The organism is Citrobacter sp. FP75 (genome assembly GCF_018342065.1).
Lineage (GTDB): Bacteria > Pseudomonadota > Gammaproteobacteria > Enterobacterales > Enterobacteriaceae > Citrobacter.
On sequence record NZ_JAFDOE010000002.1, the window covers coordinates 534,231 to 551,716 of the forward strand.

The following is a 17,486-nucleotide window of genomic DNA, read 5'->3' on the forward strand; positions in this document are numbered from 1 at the left end:
TCGATGGGGCATGATACTTTAGCGGGGATCTGCGATAATTATCGTTTATCCCCACATTGAGATGACTATGCAGTACCCGATTAACGAGATGTTCCAGACCCTGCAAGGTGAGGGCTACTTTACCGGCGTCCCCGCCATTTTTATTCGTTTACAGGGATGCCCGGTTGGCTGTGCCTGGTGCGATACCAAACACACCTGGGATAAGCTTGAGGATCGGGAAGTCTCCCTGTACAGCATCCTGGCCAAGACCAAAGAGAGTGATAAATGGGGCGCGGCGAGCAGCGAAGATCTGCTGGCTGTGATTCAGCGTCAGGGCTATACCGCCCGCCATGTGGTGATAACCGGTGGTGAACCCTGCATTCATGACCTGATGCCGCTGACCGAACTGCTGGAAAAGAACGGTTTTAGTTGCCAGATTGAAACCAGCGGTACGCACGAAGTCCGCTGTACGCCGAATACCTGGGTGACAGTATCACCAAAGGTAAATATGCGCGGCGGCTATGACGTGCTGTCACAGGCGCTGGAGCGCGCCAATGAAATCAAGCATCCGGTGGGGCGTGTTCGCGACATCGAAGCGCTGGATGAACTGCTGGCGACGTTGACCGATGATAAACCGCGTATCATCGCCTTACAGCCTATCAGCCAGAAAGAAGATGCTACGCGTCTGTGTATTGATACCTGTATTGCACGCAACTGGCGTTTGTCGATGCAAACGCATAAGTATCTGAATATTGCCTGATAGTACAGTCTTTATCCGGCACTACATAGTGCGCATTCGTAGGCCGGATAAGACGATTCGCGCCGCTATCCGGCAGCTGTCATGAATCATTCCCCGCGATACACGCAGCCCGCCGTGCAGGTCTCTTTTACCATCACCGCACTCAGCAGAGGGACAACAGGTTTCACCTGATCCCAAATCCATTTTGCCAGTACTTCGCTGGTTGGATTCTCAAGACCGGGGATATCGTTCAGGTAATAGTGATCAAGCCTGTCGTAAGTGGGTTTAAACGCCGCTTTTAACTCAGCAAAATCCATGATCCAACCAGTATGCGGATCGACTTCACCGGTAATTTCAAGACGCACCATAAATGAGTGACCATGCAGACGGCCACACTTATGCCCTTCCGGTACGTGCGGCAGGTGGTGAGCGGCTTCGAAGGTGAAATCTTTAAACAAGGTGGTGGACATTATTTATTCTCAAGAAGGCAAAAAACCGCCGTAGGGTACCGTAAAGAGCAAAATTTATCATTAGTTAAAAGGGCGCTAAGCATCAGAATGCCATATTTACGCTGTTAATGTTTAATAACGATTTATATATCATATAGTTATTAAATCGATTTTGCCGTTAATAACTATAACTAAAACAGGTTAGTTCATTTGGTTATTTGTTATTTCCATCCCTTCTTTAATTGTTACTATCCTCGCCGTTAACCTTATCTTCAGTTTGGGTTTTATTGCTGAAATCCGCTTTGCTTACTGGAACATGACAACGCATGACGACACAGGCCCCACCTTCCGCTTTGCTCCCGTTAAATCCGGAGCAGCTGGCACGCCTTCAGGCGGCCACGACCGATCTTACGCCCTCGCAGCTTGCGTGGGTTTCAGGCTATTTCTGGGGCGTGCTGAATCAGCAGCCGGGCGCAAATGCAGTGGCTCCTGCATCTGTAGCCGAAATGCCGGGGATTACGCTTATCTCCGCCTCGCAAACGGGTAATGCGCGTCGCGTGGCGGAAGCCCTGCGTGACGATCTCATTGCGACGAAGCTCAATGTCACTCTGATCAATGCTGGCGACTATAAATTCAAAAACATTGCCAATGAAAAACTGCTGGTTGTGGTGGCCTCGACGCAGGGAGAAGGTGAGCCAGCGGAAGAAGCGGTGGCGCTGCATAAGTTCTTGTCCTCTAAAAAAGCGCCGAAACTCGATAACACCGCTTTCGCCGTCTTTGGTCTCGGTGATACGTCCTACGAATTTTTCTGTCAGTCTGGAAAAGATTTCGACAGCAAACTGGCGGAACTTGGCGGTGAACGACTGCTCGATCGCGTGGATGCCGATGTTGAATATCAGGCGGCAGCCGCGCAGTGGCGCGCCCGTCTGGTTGAGGTGCTAAAAGCACGAACGCCTGCCGCATCTTCAGTAGACGTTGTGGCGAGCGGTGCGGTAAATGAAGTACACACCAGCCCATACACCAAAGAAGCCCCGTTATCCGCAACGCTTGCGGTGAACCAGAAAATCACCGGTCGTGATTCCGAAAAAGACGTGCGTCATATTGAAATTGATCTCGGTGATTCCGGCCTGCGCTACCAGCCAGGTGACGCGTTGGGCGTCTGGTATCAGAACGATCCCGCACTGGTCAAAGAAATTGTTGAGCTGCTATGGCTGAAAGGTGATGAGCCAGTCGCAGTTGATGGGAAATTATTGCCGCTTACCGAAGCGCTGCAGTGGCACTTCGAGCTGACGGTGAACACCGCCAATATCGTGGAGAACTACGCCATCTTAACGCGCAGTGAAACGTTGCTGCCGCTGGTAGGTGATAAAGCGCAGTTGCAACACTATGCTGCCACGACGCCCATCGTCGATATGCTGCGTTTTTCTCCGGCACAGCTGGACGCAGAGGCGTTAATCGGTCTGCTGCGCCCGCTGACACCGCGCCTGTACTCGATTGCGTCCTCGCAGGCGGAAGTAGAAAGCGAAGTACACGTGACAGTCGGCGCCGTGCGCTTTGAGGTTGAAGGCCGCGCGCGTGCCGGTGGTGCGTCCAGCTTCCTTGCTGACCGCGTGGAAGAAGAAGGCGAAGTGCGCGTGTTTATCGAGCACAACGACAACTTCCGTCTGCCAGCCAACCCGGAAACACCGGTGATTATGATTGGCCCGGGCACCGGCATCGCGCCGTTCCGCGCCTTTATGCAGCAGCGCGCGGCGGACGGGGCGGAAGGCAAAAACTGGCTGTTCTTTGGCAATCCGCACTTTACTGAAGATTTCCTGTATCAGGTGGAATGGCAGCGCTACGTCAAAGAGGGCGTACTGAGCCGTATCGATCTCGCCTGGTCACGTGACCAAAAAGAAAAAGTCTACGTACAAGACAAACTGCGCCAACAGGGTGCAGAGCTGTGGCGCTGGATCAATGACGGTGCGCACATTTATGTCTGCGGCGACGCCAATCGCATGGCGAAAGACGTTGAGCAGGCTTTACTGGAAGTGATTGCCGAATTCGGCGGTATGGACGTCGAAACGGCGGACGAATTTTTAAGTGAGCTGCGCGTAGAGCGCCGTTATCAGCGAGATGTCTACTAATGAGCGAAAAACATCCTGGCCCACTGGTGGTCGAAGGTAAACTGACGGACGCCGAGCGCATGAAGGTAGAGAGCAACTACCTGCGCGGCACCATTGCCGAAGATTTAAATGATGGCCTCACCGGCGGCTTTAAAGGTGATAACTTCCTGCTGATCCGTTTTCACGGTATGTACCAGCAGGATGACCGCGATATTCGTGCCGAGCGAGCTGAACAGAAGCTAGAGCCGCGTCATGCAATGCTGCTGCGCTGCCGTCTGCCGGGTGGGGTCATCACCACCAAACAGTGGCAGGCGATCGACAAGTTCGCCCATGACAATACTATTTACGGCAGCATTCGTCTGACCAACCGTCAGACCTTCCAGTTCCACGGTATTCTGAAGAAGAACGTCAAGCCGGTGCATCAGATGCTGCATTCCGTTGGTCTTGACGCGCTGGCGACCGCCAACGATATGAACCGTAACGTGTTGTGCACCTCCAATCCGTACGAATCCGAGCTGCATGCGGAAGCCTACGAGTGGGCGAAAAAGATCTCTGAGCATTTACTGCCGCGTACCCGTGCCTATGCGGAGATCTGGCTCGATCAGAAAAAGGTCGCCACCACAGATGAAGAGCCAATTCTTGGTCAAACCTATCTGCCGCGTAAGTTTAAAACCACGGTGGTGATCCCACCGCAGAACGATATCGATCTGCATGCCAATGACATGAACTTCGTCGCGGTGGCAGAAAACGGCAAACTGGTGGGCTTCAACCTGCTGGTGGGTGGTGGTTTGTCTATCGAACACGGTAACAAGAAAACCTACGCGCGTACGGCGAGTGAATTTGGCTATCTGCCGCTGGAGCATACGCTGGCCGTCGCGGAAGCGGTAGTCACCACCCAGCGTGACTGGGGTAACCGTACCGATCGTAAAAACGCTAAAACCAAATACACGCTGGAACGCGTTGGCGTTGAGACCTTCAAAGCGGAAGTCGAGCGCCGTGCAGGGATCAAATTTGAGCCGATTCGTCCGTATGAATTTACCGGTCGCGGCGATCGTATCGGCTGGGTGAAAGGGATCGATAATAAATGGCACCTGACGCTGTTTATTGAGAACGGACGTATTCTGGATTATCCGGGGCGTCCGCTGAAAACGGGTCTGCTGGAGATCTCGAAGATCCACAAAGGCGAATTCCGCATTACCGCCAACCAGAACCTGATCATTGCCGGTGTGCCGGAAAGTGATAAGGCGAAGATCGAGAAGATTGCGCAGAAGAGCGGCTTAATGAATGCCGTTACTCCGCAGCGCGAAAACTCGATGGCCTGCGTGTCGTTCCCGACCTGTCCGCTGGCGATGGCGGAGGCCGAACGCTTCCTGCCAACGTTTATCGATAGCATCGATGTGCTGATGGCGAAATACGCGTTGAGCGACGAAAACATTGTGCTGCGCGTTACGGGTTGCCCGAACGGCTGCGGTCGCGCCATGCTGGCAGAAGTCGGTCTGGTTGGCAAAGCGCCAGGACGTTACAACCTGCACCTGGGCGGCAACCGTATTGGGACGCGCATTCCACGGATGTTCAAAGAGAATATCACCGAGCCGGAAATTTTGGCCACCCTGGATGAAATGATTGGGCGCTGGGCGAAAGAGCGCGAAGCGGGTGAAGGCTTCGGCGACTTTACGGTGCGTGCGGGCATTATTCGCCCGGTGCTCGATCCCGCCCGGGATTTGTGGGAATAAACGAGGTAACTATGTCCGTACTCGATCTAAACGCGCTGAATGAACTGCCAAAAGTTGAGCGCGTCATGGCACTGGCACAAACCAATAGCCAACTGGAAAAGCTGAGCGCGCAAGATCGCGTGGCATGGGCGCTGGAAAATCTTCCCGGCGACTATGTGCTTTCCTCAAGCTTTGGTATTCAGGCTGCGGTCAGCCTGCATCTGGTGAATCAGGCTCGCCCGGATATTCCGGTGATCCTCACCGATACTGGCTACCTGTTCCCGGAAACCTACCAGTTTATTGACGAGTTAACGGACAAACTCAAGCTCAACCTGCAGGTCTACCGGGCAAAAGAGAGTGCTGCCTGGCAGGAAGCACGCTACGGTAAGCTGTGGGAGCAGGGCGTTGAAGGCATTGAGAAATACAATGACATCAACAAAGTCGAACCGATGAACCGGGCGCTGAAAGAACTCAATGCGCAAACCTGGTTTGCCGGTCTGCGCCGCGAGCAGTCGGGTAGCCGTGCGCATTTGCCGGTGCTGGCCATCCAGCGCGGCGTGTTTAAAGTGCTGCCGATCATCGACTGGGACAACCGCACGGTGTACCAGTATCTGCAACAACACGGCCTGAAGTACCATCCGTTGTGGGATCAGGGCTATCTGTCGGTAGGCGATACCCACACCACCCGTAAATGGGAGCCGGGTATGGCGGAAGAAGAGACGCGGTTCTTTGGGCTTAAACGCGAGTGCGGGTTGCACGAAGGGTAACAGCTAAAAGCCCGGTAAGGTTTACGTATTACCGGGCTTCTTCTTCAGGATTTATCGGCCTTCGCCAGCTCTTTTACCAGCGGCAGCATAATGCGTACCACGTCACGGCTACGGTGTTCTATCCGGCCGGGTAAGGCTTTATCGATATGCTGCTGGTTATCCAGTCGCACATCGTGCCAGCTGTTGCCTGCCGGGAACGAGGCGCTTTTGGCGCGCTGTTGATAGCCGTCTTTTTTGCCCAGGCTCCAGTTGGTCGCTTCAACGGAGAGCACGGAGATTCCCGCTTTGTCGAAAACTTCCGCATCGTTACAACATCCTGTTCCTTTCGGATAGTCCTTATTCAGGCCCGGATTCGTGCTGGCAACAATACCGCGACTGTGCGCGATAGCCAGTGCCCGGTCGCGCGTGAGTTTGCGTACCGCTTCAGGTGTTCTTTGCCCGCTGTTGAAATAGAGCTTATCGCCGACGATCAGGTTATCGAGATTAATCACCAACAGCGTATTTTTCTTCTCTGCGGCGCTCATGCGTTTAAGAACGTTCTCTGCGCCGAGCTTGCCTTCTTCCTCACCGCTGGTGGCGATAAAGCGAATGCCGTACTCGGTCGGGACATTTTTGAGTTTTTCTGCCAGTTCCAGCATCACGCCGAGACCCGCCGCGTTGTCGTCGATCCCTTGCAGGGTTAATCCACCCAGATTGGCATCTGAATCGGCATCGCTTTGTGCGGCGTAGGTGTCGAGGTGCGCCATGATAATAATCTGCTGTGGCGCTTTACCTTCATGTGCTGCAATTACGGTACTTCCCGTTACGTTATGCCAGTTTTTACGATTATCTTTGGCGGTATAAACATAACGGCTCTTAAACGTCCGAATATCACTGCTGTAGCCCATCTGCTGAAATTGTTGACGTAAATAATCGGCAGATAACATTTCTGCCGGAGAACCCGTCACGCGGCCTGGGAAAAACGTTGCAATATATCGAGCCTGGGTATTTGCGACATCTCCGGGCTTCGAAGATGTTGCCTGTGCGGGGAGGATAAAGCACGCGCCGAGCGCCAGGGCAGCAGTAATGTGGCGCGATGCGGAAAACATAGTGAGTCCTTAATACCAAGCATAAATTTTTACCCGCTAGTATGAAACCGTGATCGAGGTAAAACAATTTCATTTGCTCCTAAATGCCCGAAATTCGGTAGCTTAAGCACTTTTTGATATTTGCTTTTCCAGGTCGTTATTCCTTTGAGGAACTACTCATTCCAATTCGTAATTTCATTCGCTCTCTTGCCCTCCCTATAGTCGAGTTATCTGAGCATCGTTAGAACAATAACGGCATTACATAGGAACGGTTATGGATCAAAAACGACTTACCCACCTGCGGCAACTGGAAGCGGAAAGCATCCATATTATTCGTGAGGTGGCCGCCGAGTTTTCTAATCCGGTGATGATGTATTCCATCGGTAAAGACTCCAGCGTAATGCTGCATCTGGCGCGCAAAGCGTTTTATCCTGGCACGCTGCCGTTTCCGTTGCTGCATGTGGATACCGGCTGGAAATTCAGCGAGATGTATGAGTTCCGTGACCGTACGGCGAAAGCCTACGGCTGCGAGCTGCTGGTGCATAAAAACCCGGAAGGGGTGGCGATGGGGATTAACCCGTTTGTCCACGGCAGCGCCAAACATACCGACATCATGAAAACGGAAGGGCTGAAGCAGGCGCTGAACAAATACGGTTTTGACGCCGCGTTCGGCGGCGCTCGCCGTGACGAAGAGAAATCGCGTGCCAAAGAGCGCATTTACTCTTTCCGTGACCGTTTTCATCGCTGGGACCCGAAAAACCAGCGTCCAGAACTGTGGCACAACTACAACGGACAAATTAACAAAGGCGAAAGTATTCGCGTATTCCCGCTGTCGAACTGGACTGAGCAGGATATTTGGCAGTACATCTGGCTGGAAAATATAGACATTGTGCCGCTGTACCTGGCGGCGGAGCGTCCGGTGCTTGAACGCGACGGCATGCTGATGATGATTGATGACGACAGGATCGATCTGCAGCCTGGTGAAGTGATCAAAAAACGCATGGTGCGTTTCCGCACGCTCGGTTGCTGGCCGCTTACCGGTGCGGTGGAATCAAACGCGCAAACGCTGCCTTCAATCATCGAAGAGATGCTGGTCTCAACCACCAGTGAACGTCAGGGCCGCGTGATTGACCGCGACCAGGCGGGCTCCATGGAGCTGAAGAAACGTCAGGGGTATTTCTAAGGAGCCGCCATGAACACGACACTTGCACAACAAATTGCTAATGAAGGCGGCGTTGAAGCCTGGATGGTTGCCCAGCAACACAAAAGCCTGCTGCGTTTTTTAACCTGCGGTAGCGTGGATGACGGGAAAAGCACCCTGATTGGTCGCCTGCTGCACGACACGCGCCAGATTTATGAAGATCAGCTCTCATCGCTGCACAACGACAGTAAACGTCATGGTACCCAGGGCGAAAAGCTCGATCTGGCTCTGTTGGTTGACGGGCTGCAGGCCGAGCGTGAACAGGGCATTACCATTGATGTAGCTTACCGTTATTTCTCCACCGAGAAGCGCAAATTTATTATTGCCGATACGCCCGGGCACGAGCAGTACACCCGCAACATGGCGACCGGTGCATCGACCTGCGATCTGGCGATCCTGCTGATCGATGCGCGCAAAGGCGTGCTGGATCAGACTCGTCGTCACAGCTTTATCTCCACGTTGCTGGGGATCAAGCACCTGGTGGTGGCGATCAACAAAATGGATCTGGTGAACTTCCGTGAGGAGACATTCACCCGAATTCGTGAAGATTATCTGACCTTTGCTGAACAATTGCCGGGCAATCTGGACATTCGCTTTGTGCCGCTGTCTGCGCTGGAAGGCGACAACGTGGCCTCTCAAAGTGTAACGATGCCATGGTATAGCGGCCCGACGCTGCTGGAGGTACTGGAGACGGTAGAGATCCAGCGTGCTGTTGAGACTCAGCCGATGCGCTTCCCGGTGCAATATGTGAACCGCCCGAATCTGGATTTTCGCGGCTATGCCGGAACGCTGGCTTCCGGTAGCGTGAAGGTAGGGCAACGCGTCAAAGTGCTGCCGTCCGGCGTTGAGTCAAGCGTCGCGCGGATCGTCACCTTTGATGGTGACTTGCCGGAAGCGCATGCGGGTGAAGCAATTACCCTGGTGCTGAAAGATGAAATCGACATCAGCCGTGGCGACCTGCTGCTGGATGCGCGTGAAGCATTGCCTGCGGTACAACATGCCGCCGTTGATGTGGTGTGGATGGCGGAACAACCGCTTTCGGAAGGCCAAAGCTATGACATCAAAGTGGCGGGCAAGAAAACGCGTGCGAGTGTGGATAGCGTGCAGTATCAGGTCGATATTAACAACCTGACCCAGCGTGACGTTGACGCGTTGCCGCTGAACGGTATTGGCCTGGTCAATTTGACCTTTGATGAACCGCTGGTGCTGGATACCTATCAGCATAACCCGGTAACGGGCGGGCTGATTCTCATTGACCGCCTGACCAACGTTACCGTTGGCGCGGGACTGGTGCGTGAGCCGATCGTTCAGGAGCATGCAGCAGCTTCTCAGTTCAGCACGTTTGAACTGGAACTCAATGCGCTGGTGCGTCGCCACTTCCCGCACTGGAACGCTCGTGATTTGCACGGAGGAAAGTGATGGCGCTGCATGACGAAAACGTCGTCTGGCATGCTCATCCTGTTACGCCGCAGCAGCGGGAGCAACGCCACGGTCACCGTGGTGTTGTGCTGTGGTTTACCGGGCTGTCTGGCTCCGGTAAATCGACGGTGGCGGGGGCGCTGGAAGAAGCTCTGTACCATTTGGGTGTCAGTACCTATTTGCTGGACGGTGATAACGTGCGCCACGGCCTGTGCAGCGATCTGGGTTTTAGCGACGCCGATCGCAAGGAGAACATTCGTCGGGTGGGGGAAGTGGCTAACCTGATGGTAGATGCCGGTCTGGTAGTGCTGACGGCATTTATTTCCCCACATCGTGCGGAGCGGCAAATGGTTCGCGAACGCGTGGGCGAGGGGCGATTTATTGAGGTGTTTGTTGATACACCGCTGGCAACATGCGAAGCCCGCGATCCGAAAGGGTTGTATAAAAAAGCGCGAGCGGGTGAACTGCGAAACTTTACCGGAATTGATGCGGTGTACGAAGCGCCTGAATCGCCAGAGATTCACCTGGATGGTGAACAATTGGTAACAAATTTGATCCCTCAATTATTAGACCTGCTGAGACAGGACGATATTATCAGATCCTGAGACACCCCCGAGCTTTTATGCCCGGTCAGTCAAGGTCACAGGATTAGATATGCGTAACAGCCATAACATTACTATTACAGAGTCAGACACCTTCAAAACCGACGACGAAACCACCTGGTCACTACCGGGTGCTGTGGTCGGTTTTGTTGCGTGGTTGCTGGCTCTGGGAATTCCATGTTTGATGTATGGCCCTAACACGCTGTTTTTCTTCATCTATACCTGGCCGTTTTTCCTGGCGTTGCTGCCTGTTGCGATTGTGGCGGGTATTGCCCTGCACTCGTTAATGAATGGGCGCCTGTTCCTGAGCATTATGTTTACCCTGCTGACGGTGGGGCTGATGTTCGGGGCATTGTTTATGTGGCTGCTGGGCTAGGCTATCTCCCTTCTCTTTACATGACTACTGATGCTGAATTCGGGCTGGTCATAATTCAAACCGTAACCAACAATGAGATTATGTTCTCCTTACACGGGGTATACGTAACAACGGGCAAATGTGGTACATTTGCCCGCGTTGTCGCGGTATTCCCGCCTGCAGACGGAGAGTCGTCTGCGGAAGTTATGGGATGATGATGCCGTTTTTCAGGGGGCAGGATGGGTAAACTAACGCTGCTGTTGCTGGCTTTATTGGTCTGGCTCCAGTATTCGCTGTGGTTCGGTAAGAACGGCATACATGACTATAGCCGCGTCAACGATGATGTGGCTGCGCAGCAAGCTACAAATGCGAAACTTAAAGCGCGTAACGATCAGCTGTTTGCTGAAATTGACGATCTCAATGGCGGTCAGGAAGCGATCGAAGAGCGTGCTCGCAACGAACTCAGCATGACTAAGCCGGGCGAAACATTTTATCGTCTGGTGCCTGACGCGTCTAAACGCGCTCAGACTGCAGGGCAAAACAATCGATAAACCAGCCAAGGATTAACATGGCAGCCACTTTATTGGACGTTTGCGCCGTGGTACCGGCTGCCGGATTTGGCCGCCGAATGCAATCGGAGTGTCCTAAGCAGTATCTCTCCATCGGCAATAAAACCATTCTTGAACACTCGGTTGCTGCGCTACTGGCGCATCCCCGGGTGACGCATGTCGTTATTGCTATTAGCCCAGGCGACAGCCGCTTTGCTCAACTTCCACTTGCTGCGCACCCGCAAATCACCGTAGTGGATGGCGGTAATGAACGCGCCGATTCGGTACTGGCCGGTTTGCAAGCCGCCGGGAATGCTCGCTGGGTGCTGGTGCATGACGCCGCCCGGCCATGCCTGCATCAGGATGATTTATCCCGATTGCTGGCGATAAGCGAAACCAGCCGTATTGGTGGGATCCTCGCCGCACCGGTGCGCGACACGATGAAACGTGCGGAGCCGGGCAAGACAGACATTGCCCATACGGTCGAACGCACCGATTTATGGCACGCGTTGACGCCGCAGTTTTTCCCCCGCGAGCTGTTACACGACTGCCTGAGCCGGGCGCTCAACGAAGGGGCAACCATTACCGATGAGGCCTCGGCGCTGGAATATTGCGGTTTTCACCCGCAGCTTGTCGAAGGACGCGCTGATAATATTAAAGTTACCCGTCCGGAAGATCTGGCGCTGGCGGAATTTTATCTGACCCGAAATCAGGAGAATGCATAATGCGAATTGGACACGGTTTTGATGTACACGCCTTTGGTGGCGTAGGCCCAATTATCATTGGTGGCGTGCGCATCCCGTACGAAAAGGGACTGCTGGCGCATTCTGATGGTGATGTCGCGTTACATGCGCTGACTGACGCGCTGCTGGGCGCGGCTGCGCTGGGCGATATCGGTAAACTGTTCCCGGACACCGACCCGGCCTTTAAAGGGGCCGACAGCCGCGAGTTATTACGTGAAGCCTGGCGGCGTATTCAGGCTAAAGGCTATACGCTTGGAAATGTGGATGTCACTATTATTGCTCAGGCACCTAAGATGCTGCCGCACATTCCACAAATGCGCGTGTTTATTGCCGAAGATCTCGGCTGTCATATGGATGATGTTAACGTGAAAGCCACCACCACGGAGAAACTCGGTTTTACCGGGCGTGGGGAAGGGATCGCCTGTGAAGCGGTGGCGTTACTCATAAAGGCAGCAAAATGACAGAGTTTGACAACCTGACGTATCTCCACGGCAAACCGCAGGGCCGCGGGGTATTGAAAGCGAATCCAGAAGATTTTGTGGTGATCGAAGATTTAGGCTTCGAGCCGGACGGCGAAGGCGAGCACGTTCTGGTACGCATCCTGAAGAACGGGTGTAACACCCGTTTTGTGGCGGATGCGTTGGCAAAATTTCTGAAAATTCATGCCCGTGAAGTCAGCTTCGCCGGGCAAAAAGATAAGCATGCGGTCACGGAACAGTGGCTGTGCGCGCGCGTACCGGGCAATGTCATGCCTGATTTAAGCAAATTTGAGCTTGAAGGCTGTAAAGTGCTGGAGTACGCCCGTCACAAGCGTAAGCTGCGTTTAGGTGCCCTGAAAGGTAACGACTTTACGCTGGTGCTGCGCGAAGTCAGCGCGCGCGATGATGTTGAAGCGCGTTTGCAGGCTATTAGCGAGCGCGGCGTGCCGAACTATTTTGGCGCTCAACGTTTTGGCATCGGCGGCAGCAACCTGCAAGGCGCGCTGCGCTGGGCACAGAGCGATGCGCCGGTGCGCGATCGCAATAAACGCAGTTTTTGGTTGTCGGCAGCCCGCAGCGCGTTGTTTAATCAGATAGTCAGTGAACGCGTGAAAAAAACAGACTTTAATCAAGTTGTTGACGGCGATGCGCTACAATTGTCTGGACGCGGAAGCTGGTTTGTTGCCACGGTGGACGAACAGGCTGAATTACAGCGTCGCGTTGATGATAAAGAACTGATGATTACAGCGGCATTACCCGGCTGCGGTGAGTGGGGAACTCAGCGCGAAGCGCTGGCGTTTGAACAGACCGCCATTGCCGAAGAAAGCGTGCTGCAGTCTTTATTACTGCGTGAGAAAGTAGACGCGTCGCGTCGCGCTATGTTGCTGTATCCACAACAATTAAGCTGGAACTGGTGGGATGACGTAACCGTTGAGTTACGCTTCTGGCTACCGGCAGGTAGCTTTGCCACCAGTGTAGTAAGGGAACTTATTAACACAATGGGTGATTATGCGTATATTGCTGAGTAACGATGATGGGGTCCACGCACCCGGTATACAAACGCTGGCGAAAGCGCTGCGTGAGTTTGCTGACGTACAGGTGGTTGCCCCGGATCGTAACCGCAGTGGCGCGTCTAACTCGCTGACGCTGGAGTCCTCGCTTCGCACTTTTACCTATGAAAATGGCGATATCGCCGTGCAAATGGGCACGCCTACCGATTGCGTCTACCTGGGCGTAAACGCATTAATGCGTCCGCGTCCGGACATTGTCGTTTCCGGGATTAACGCAGGTCCTAATCTGGGTGATGATGTCATCTATTCCGGAACCGTTGCGGCGGCGATGGAAGGCCGACATCTCGGCTTCCCTGCGCTGGCGGTCTCACTGGATGGGCATAAACACTACGATACCGCTGCTGCGATCACCTGCCGTATTTTACGCGCGCTGAGCCGTGAACCGCTGCGCACCGGGCGTATTCTGAATATCAACGTACCGGACTTGCCGCTGGATCAGATTAAAGGTATTCGCGTCACCCGCTGCGGCAGCCGTCATCCGGCGGATCAGGTCATTCCACAGCAGGACCCGCGCGGGAATACGCTGTACTGGATTGGGCCGCCGGGCGAAAAATGCGATGCCGGGCCGGATACAGACTTTGCTGCCGTTGATGAAGGCTATGTTTCTGTCACGCCGCTGCATGTCGATTTAACCGCATATGGCGCGCATCAAGTGGTTTCTGACTGGTTAGACAGCGTGGGAGTCGACACGCAATGGTAAGCAGGCGCGTACACACTCTTCTTGAACAATTACGTGTGCAGGGCATCAGAGATGAGCTTGTCCTTGATGCGCTCGCCGCCGTGCCGCGTGAAAAATTTATTGATGAGGCGTTTGAACATAAGGCCTGGGAAAACATTGCCCTGCCAATTGGTCAGGGGCAGACGATTTCGCAGCCTTATATGGTCGCGCGTATGACCGAGTTGCTTGAATTGACGCCGCAATCACGCGTGCTGGAGATCGGCACCGGCTCGGGCTACCAGACGGCGATTCTGGCGCACCTGGTGCAGCACGTGTGCTCCGTTGAGCGCATTAAAGGCCTGCAATGGCAGGCGCGTCGCCGCCTGAAGCAGCTTGATTTGCATAATGTTTCAACCCGTCATGGTGACGGATGGCAAGGCTGGCAGGCGCGAGCCCCATTTGACGCTATCATTGTGACGGCAGCGCCACCTGAGATCCCAACGGCATTGATGATGCAGTTGGATGAAGGCGGCATTCTCGTCTTACCCGTGGGCGATGAGCACCAGTATTTGAAACGGGTGCGTCGTCGGGGAGGCGAATTTATTATCGATACCGTGGAGGCTGTACGCTTCGTTCCTTTAGTGAAAGGAGAGTTAGCGTAGATACGGGTTCCGAATACCTGGAGTTTTCCTGGATATTCTGGAACAGGTAAGCGTATTGTGACGATGCCTTGCACGGTGATTACGTCATGGGTTTTAACCAATTTTTTCCTGGGGGATAAATGAGCGCGGGAAGCCACAAATTTACCGTTCGCCGCATGGCGGCATTGTCACTGGTTTCGTTATGGCTGGCAGGCTGTTCTAACACCTCGAATCCGCCAGCGCCGGTCAACTCTGTTGACGGCGGCGCGTCAACGAACACCAATTCTGGCATGCTAATCACGCCTCCACCAAAAATGGGTTCGACGGCGACAGCACAGCAAACGCCGCAGATCCAACCGGTGCAACAGCCTTCGGCTACTCAACCCACACAGATCCAGCCTGTTGCGCAGCAGCCCGTTCAGACGGAAAACGGGCGTATTGTGTACAATCGTAAGTATGGGAACATTCCGAAAGGTAGCTATACCGGCGGCAGCACCTATACGGTTAAGAAAGGCGACACCCTTTTCTATATTGCCTGGATCACCGGGAACGATTTCCGTGACCTCGCACAACGCAATAACGTTCCGGCCCCGTATGGCTTGAATGTCGGCCAAACTCTGCAAGTGGGCAATGCATCGGGTACACCGATTACCGGTGGTAATGCCATCACCCAGGCGGATGCAGCACAGCAAGGAGTTGTGACCAACCCTGCACAAAATTCCACCGTTGCTGTTGCTTCGAAACCCACAATTACGTATTCTGAGGATTCAGGTGAACAAAGTGCTAATAAAATGTTGCCGAACAACAAGCCTGCTGGGACAGTTGTCACAGCGCCAGTAACGGCACCAGCAGTTAGCGCAACCGAATCGACTGCAAGCTCAACGTCTACCAGCTCGCCAATCTCTACCTGGCGTTGGCCGACTGACGGCAAAGTGATTGAAAACTTTGCGGCTACCGAGGGTGGCAATAAAGGGATCGACATTGCAGGCAGTAAGGGACAGGCTATTGTCGCGACCGCAGATGGGCGCGTCGTCTATGCCGGTAACGCGCTGCGTGGTTACGGTAATCTTATTATCATCAAACACAACGATGATTACCTGAGTGCCTACGCCCATAACGATACAATGCTGGTCCGGGAGCAACAAGAAATCAAGGCGGGGCAGAAAATAGCTACCATGGGTAGCACCGGAACCAGTTCTACACGCTTGCATTTTGAAATTCGTTACAAGGGGAAATCCGTAAACCCGCTGCGCTATTTACCGCAGCGATAATTCGGCGGAACCAGGCTTTCACGTGCTAGTTCCGTTTAGGGATCACGGGTAGGAGCCACCTTATGAGTCAGAATACGCTGAAAGTTCATGATTTAAATGAAGACGCGGAATTTGATGAGAACGGAGTAGAGGCTTTTGATGAAAAAGCCTTGAGTGAAGAGGAACCCAGTGATAACGACCTGGCTGAAGAGGAGCTGTTATCGCAAGGGGCCACACAGCGTGTGTTGGACGCGACTCAGCTTTACCTTGGTGAGATTGGTTATTCACCACTGTTAACAGCCGAAGAAGAAGTTTATTTCGCGCGTCGCGCACTGCGTGGAGACGTTGCCTCTCGCCGTCGCATGATTGAAAGTAACCTGCGTCTGGTGGTTAAAATTGCCCGTCGTTATGGCAATCGTGGTCTGGCTTTGCTGGATCTGATTGAAGAGGGCAATCTGGGGCTTATCCGTGCCGTCGAGAAGTTTGACCCGGAGCGCGGGTTCCGCTTCTCAACATACGCAACCTGGTGGATCCGCCAGACGATCGAACGGGCGATTATGAACCAAACCCGTACGATCCGACTGCCGATCCACATTGTAAAAGAGCTGAACGTCTATCTGCGTACTGCACGTGAGTTATCGCATAAACTGGATCACGAACCGAGCGCAGAAGAGATTGCTGAACAACTGGATAAACCAGTTGATGACGTCAGCCGTATGCTCCGACTCAACGAGCGCATTACCTCGGTAGACACCCCGCTGGGTGGCGATTCCGAAAAAGCGTTGCTGGATATTCTGGCCGATGAAAAGGAAAACGGTCCGGAAGACACCACGCAAGACGATGATATGAAACAGAGCATCGTCAAATGGCTGTTCGAACTGAACGCCAAACAGCGTGAAGTGCTGGCACGTCGTTTCGGTCTGCTGGGGTACGAAGCTGCGACACTGGAAGATGTGGGCCGTGAAATTGGTCTCACCCGTGAACGTGTTCGCCAGATTCAGGTTGAAGGTCTGCGTCGTCTGCGTGAAATCCTGCAGACACAAGGGCTGAATATCGAAGCGCTGTTCCGCGAGTAAGCACAAGTTCTATCAAGAAAGGCCAGTCTCAGTGAGGCTGGCCTTTTTCTTTGTTCATCACTGGATAAGCGTAGCGCCATCCATCAGAATTACCCCATCATCTTACGCACCAGCTGCGTAAACTGTTCGCGTTCCTCCTCGCTAAGTCGGCCCAGAAACTCATTATCGACGCTATCTCCCAGCGGCGCCGCACTTGCCAGTAGCGCTTCACCCTGCGCAGTCAAATAGACAAACCGCCGGCGCTTATCCGATGGATCGTGCTCACGCCTGACCAGCTCTCGTTTTTCCATGCGGCTCAGCAATTCCGCAAGCGTGGCTTTGGTGCAAACCGCAGCCTCGGTCAGGGCGATCTGTTCAATGCCGGGTTGCTCCGCAATGGCGCGCATCACCGCATACTGTGGTTTGGTGAGTTCCGGTAATTCGTGCTGCCAGCGTGACGTATGCTGCTGAAAAAGCTGACGTAACAGATGAAAGGCTTTATTTCGTAACTGCATAGGAACTCCAGGATCGCTGCTGGCCTCTATCATAGCGGGTAACGCGCCATTTTTTAACGATTGTATCTTTAGCTATCTGTGCGAGTCACCCTTGCCCGAAATGTGCCACGAGAGTATTTTAATTAAAATGTT

Annotated in this window: 19 protein-coding genes; 16 read left to right on the top strand and 3 right to left on the bottom strand. The window is 53.6% G+C overall.

Annotation, left to right across the window (positions count from 1 at the left end):
- The first annotated feature begins 67 nt into the window (after positions 1-67).
- Positions 68-739: a 7-carboxy-7-deazaguanine synthase QueE gene (queE, locus tag JQ822_RS10170; protein ID WP_135324503.1), complete on the top strand. Its 672-nt coding sequence runs from the start codon at positions 68-70 to the stop codon at positions 737-739.
- Positions 740-825: 86 nt separating this feature from the next.
- Here the strand turns inward: queE and queD are convergent, their stop codons facing one another.
- Positions 826-1,188 (bottom strand): 6-carboxytetrahydropterin synthase QueD, encoded by a 363-nt coding sequence (gene queD, locus JQ822_RS10175; RefSeq protein WP_003825707.1) that lies wholly within the window; start codon positions 1,186-1,188, stop codon positions 826-828.
- 305 nt (positions 1,189-1,493) lie between these two features.
- Here queD and cysJ point away from each other — a divergent pair, with 305 nt between their 5' ends.
- The 3 genes from cysJ to cysH are packed head-to-tail and all read left to right on the top strand — an operon-like array spanning position 1,494 to position 5,751.
- Positions 1,494-3,293, top strand: coding sequence for an NADPH-dependent assimilatory sulfite reductase flavoprotein subunit (cysJ, locus tag JQ822_RS10180; protein WP_213133365.1), 1,800 nt, complete (start codon positions 1,494-1,496; stop codon positions 3,291-3,293).
- A complete protein-coding gene (gene cysI, locus JQ822_RS10185) occupies positions 3,293-5,005 on the top strand; it encodes an assimilatory sulfite reductase (NADPH) hemoprotein subunit (RefSeq protein ID WP_213133366.1) in 1,713 nt (570 codons plus the stop codon). The genes cysJ and cysI overlap by 1 nt, the downstream gene beginning before the upstream one ends.
- An 11-nt stretch (positions 5,006-5,016) precedes the next feature.
- On the top strand, positions 5,017-5,751 hold the full coding sequence (gene cysH / locus JQ822_RS10190) for a phosphoadenosine phosphosulfate reductase (protein WP_213133367.1): 735 nt from the start codon (positions 5,017-5,019) through the stop codon (positions 5,749-5,751).
- Between the two features lie 44 nt (positions 5,752-5,795).
- Here the strand turns inward: cysH and JQ822_RS10195 are convergent, their stop codons facing one another.
- On the bottom strand, positions 5,796-6,839 hold the full coding sequence (locus tag JQ822_RS10195; protein ID WP_213133368.1) for an aminopeptidase: 1,044 nt from the start codon (positions 6,837-6,839) through the stop codon (positions 5,796-5,798).
- Between the two features lie 253 nt (positions 6,840-7,092).
- Between JQ822_RS10195 and cysD the strand changes: the two genes are divergently transcribed.
- From cysD to rpoS, 12 genes are all read left to right on the top strand, one after another.
- Positions 7,093-8,001, top strand: a complete 909-nt coding sequence (gene cysD, locus JQ822_RS10200; protein ID WP_213133369.1) for a sulfate adenylyltransferase subunit CysD — start codon at positions 7,093-7,095, stop codon at positions 7,999-8,001.
- Positions 8,002-8,010: 9 nt separating this feature from the next.
- A complete protein-coding gene (gene cysN / locus JQ822_RS10205) occupies positions 8,011-9,438 on the top strand; it encodes a sulfate adenylyltransferase subunit CysN (protein WP_213133370.1) in 1,428 nt (475 codons plus the stop codon).
- Entirely contained in the window at positions 9,438-10,043 is a 606-nt protein-coding gene (gene cysC / locus JQ822_RS10210) for an adenylyl-sulfate kinase (RefSeq protein ID WP_213133371.1), read from the top strand. Before cysN ends, cysC begins: the two co-directional genes overlap by 1 nt.
- A 49-nt stretch (positions 10,044-10,092) precedes the next feature.
- Positions 10,093-10,416 (top strand): DUF3561 family protein, encoded by a 324-nt coding sequence (locus tag JQ822_RS10215; RefSeq protein WP_135324521.1) that lies wholly within the window; start codon positions 10,093-10,095, stop codon positions 10,414-10,416.
- A 218-nt stretch (positions 10,417-10,634) separates the two neighbouring features.
- A complete protein-coding gene (ftsB, locus tag JQ822_RS10220) occupies positions 10,635-10,946 on the top strand; it encodes a cell division protein FtsB (RefSeq protein ID WP_003034163.1) in 312 nt (103 codons plus the stop codon).
- A gap of 17 nt (positions 10,947-10,963) precedes the next feature.
- A complete protein-coding gene (gene ispD, locus JQ822_RS10225) occupies positions 10,964-11,668 on the top strand; it encodes a 2-C-methyl-D-erythritol 4-phosphate cytidylyltransferase (RefSeq protein ID WP_213133372.1) in 705 nt (234 codons plus the stop codon).
- On the top strand, positions 11,668-12,147 hold the full coding sequence (gene ispF / locus JQ822_RS10230; RefSeq protein ID WP_096755920.1) for a 2-C-methyl-D-erythritol 2,4-cyclodiphosphate synthase: 480 nt from the start codon (positions 11,668-11,670) through the stop codon (positions 12,145-12,147). Before ispD ends, ispF begins: the two co-directional genes overlap by 1 nt.
- Positions 12,144-13,193 (top strand): tRNA pseudouridine(13) synthase TruD, encoded by a 1,050-nt coding sequence (truD, locus tag JQ822_RS10235; protein ID WP_213133373.1) that lies wholly within the window; start codon positions 12,144-12,146, stop codon positions 13,191-13,193. The genes ispF and truD overlap by 4 nt, the downstream gene beginning before the upstream one ends.
- Complete coding sequence (surE, locus tag JQ822_RS10240; RefSeq protein ID WP_115257613.1) at positions 13,174-13,935, top strand: 5'/3'-nucleotidase SurE; 762 nt, start codon at positions 13,174-13,176, stop codon at positions 13,933-13,935. The genes truD and surE overlap by 20 nt, the downstream gene beginning before the upstream one ends.
- Complete coding sequence (pcm, locus tag JQ822_RS10245; RefSeq protein WP_213133374.1) at positions 13,929-14,555, top strand: protein-L-isoaspartate O-methyltransferase; 627 nt, start codon at positions 13,929-13,931, stop codon at positions 14,553-14,555. Before surE ends, pcm begins: the two co-directional genes overlap by 7 nt.
- Before the next feature lie 164 nt (positions 14,556-14,719).
- Complete coding sequence (gene nlpD / locus JQ822_RS10250; RefSeq protein ID WP_244848837.1) at positions 14,720-15,805, top strand: murein hydrolase activator NlpD; 1,086 nt, start codon at positions 14,720-14,722, stop codon at positions 15,803-15,805.
- Positions 15,806-15,867: 62 nt separating this feature from the next.
- Positions 15,868-16,860 (top strand): RNA polymerase sigma factor RpoS, encoded by a 993-nt coding sequence (rpoS, locus tag JQ822_RS10255; RefSeq protein WP_000081498.1) that lies wholly within the window; start codon positions 15,868-15,870, stop codon positions 16,858-16,860.
- Positions 16,861-16,949: 89 nt separating this feature from the next.
- On the opposite strand, the gene JQ822_RS10260 is transcribed toward rpoS, so the two are convergent.
- Positions 16,950-17,354, bottom strand: coding sequence for a MarR family winged helix-turn-helix transcriptional regulator (locus JQ822_RS10260; protein ID WP_213133376.1), 405 nt, complete (start codon positions 17,352-17,354; stop codon positions 16,950-16,952).
- Between the last annotated feature and the right edge of the window lie 132 nt (positions 17,355-17,486).

Bases quoted from the DNA above. Each gene is read 5' to 3' on its own strand.
- queE (WP_135324503.1), top strand. From the start codon at position 68: ATGCAGTACCCGATTAACGAGATGTTCCAGACCCTGCAAGGTGAGGGC.
- queD (WP_003825707.1), bottom strand. From the start codon at position 1,188: ATGTCCACCACCTTGTTTAAAGATTTCACCTTCGAAGCCGCTCACCAC.
- cysJ (WP_213133365.1), top strand. From the start codon at position 1,494: ATGACGACACAGGCCCCACCTTCCGCTTTGCTCCCGTTAAATCCGGAG.
- cysI (WP_213133366.1), top strand. From the start codon at position 3,293: ATGAGCGAAAAACATCCTGGCCCACTGGTGGTCGAAGGTAAACTGACG.
- cysH (WP_213133367.1), top strand. From the start codon at position 5,017: ATGTCCGTACTCGATCTAAACGCGCTGAATGAACTGCCAAAAGTTGAG.
- JQ822_RS10195 (WP_213133368.1), bottom strand. From the start codon at position 6,839: ATGTTTTCCGCATCGCGCCACATTACTGCTGCCCTGGCGCTCGGCGCG.
- cysD (WP_213133369.1), top strand. From the start codon at position 7,093: ATGGATCAAAAACGACTTACCCACCTGCGGCAACTGGAAGCGGAAAGC.
- cysN (WP_213133370.1), top strand. From the start codon at position 8,011: ATGAACACGACACTTGCACAACAAATTGCTAATGAAGGCGGCGTTGAA.
- cysC (WP_213133371.1), top strand. From the start codon at position 9,438: ATGGCGCTGCATGACGAAAACGTCGTCTGGCATGCTCATCCTGTTACG.
- JQ822_RS10215 (WP_135324521.1), top strand. From the start codon at position 10,093: ATGCGTAACAGCCATAACATTACTATTACAGAGTCAGACACCTTCAAA.
- ftsB (WP_003034163.1), top strand. From the start codon at position 10,635: ATGGGTAAACTAACGCTGCTGTTGCTGGCTTTATTGGTCTGGCTCCAG.
- ispD (WP_213133372.1), top strand. From the start codon at position 10,964: ATGGCAGCCACTTTATTGGACGTTTGCGCCGTGGTACCGGCTGCCGGA.
- ispF (WP_096755920.1), top strand. From the start codon at position 11,668: ATGCGAATTGGACACGGTTTTGATGTACACGCCTTTGGTGGCGTAGGC.
- truD (WP_213133373.1), top strand. From the start codon at position 12,144: ATGACAGAGTTTGACAACCTGACGTATCTCCACGGCAAACCGCAGGGC.
- surE (WP_115257613.1), top strand. From the start codon at position 13,174: ATGCGTATATTGCTGAGTAACGATGATGGGGTCCACGCACCCGGTATA.
- pcm (WP_213133374.1), top strand. From the start codon at position 13,929: ATGGTAAGCAGGCGCGTACACACTCTTCTTGAACAATTACGTGTGCAG.
- rpoS (WP_000081498.1), top strand. From the start codon at position 15,868: ATGAGTCAGAATACGCTGAAAGTTCATGATTTAAATGAAGACGCGGAA.
- JQ822_RS10260 (WP_213133376.1), bottom strand. From the start codon at position 17,354: ATGCAGTTACGAAATAAAGCCTTTCATCTGTTACGTCAGCTTTTTCAG.